The organism is Alkalibacterium sp. s-m-28 (assembly GCF_054658175.1).
The window spans coordinates 1-255 of sequence record NZ_BAAGIQ010000436.1 but is presented as its reverse complement, the minus strand read 5'-3'; the positions used below and the strand labels follow the sequence as shown (position 1 = coordinate 255).

Here is a 255-nt window from a genome sequence, read left to right as displayed (position 1 = left end):
TTTCGATTCCCATATCGGTATTTCAAATTGGCATGTCGATCGAAAATCATCAGGCTACTTTTTCCTTTCAAATACCCCATGAACTGAGATACACTCAACTTTGGTGGGATACTAACTAACATATGAAGGTGATCCTTGCACGCATTCGCTTCGTGTATTTCCACTCCTTTTCTCTGACAAAGTTCTCGGATAATCTCACCGATGCTCTGTTTATACTTGCCATATATTATCTGTCTTCTGTACTTGGGTGCGAAA

1 protein-coding gene is annotated in these 255 nt (G+C 40.0%); it reads right to left on the bottom strand.

Features of this window, described 5'->3' with window-relative positions:
- A partial coding sequence (gene tnpA, locus ACYQ4S_RS12900; protein ID WP_459771587.1) for an IS200/IS605 family transposase occupies nucleotides 1-255 on the bottom strand: 255 nt, incomplete at both ends.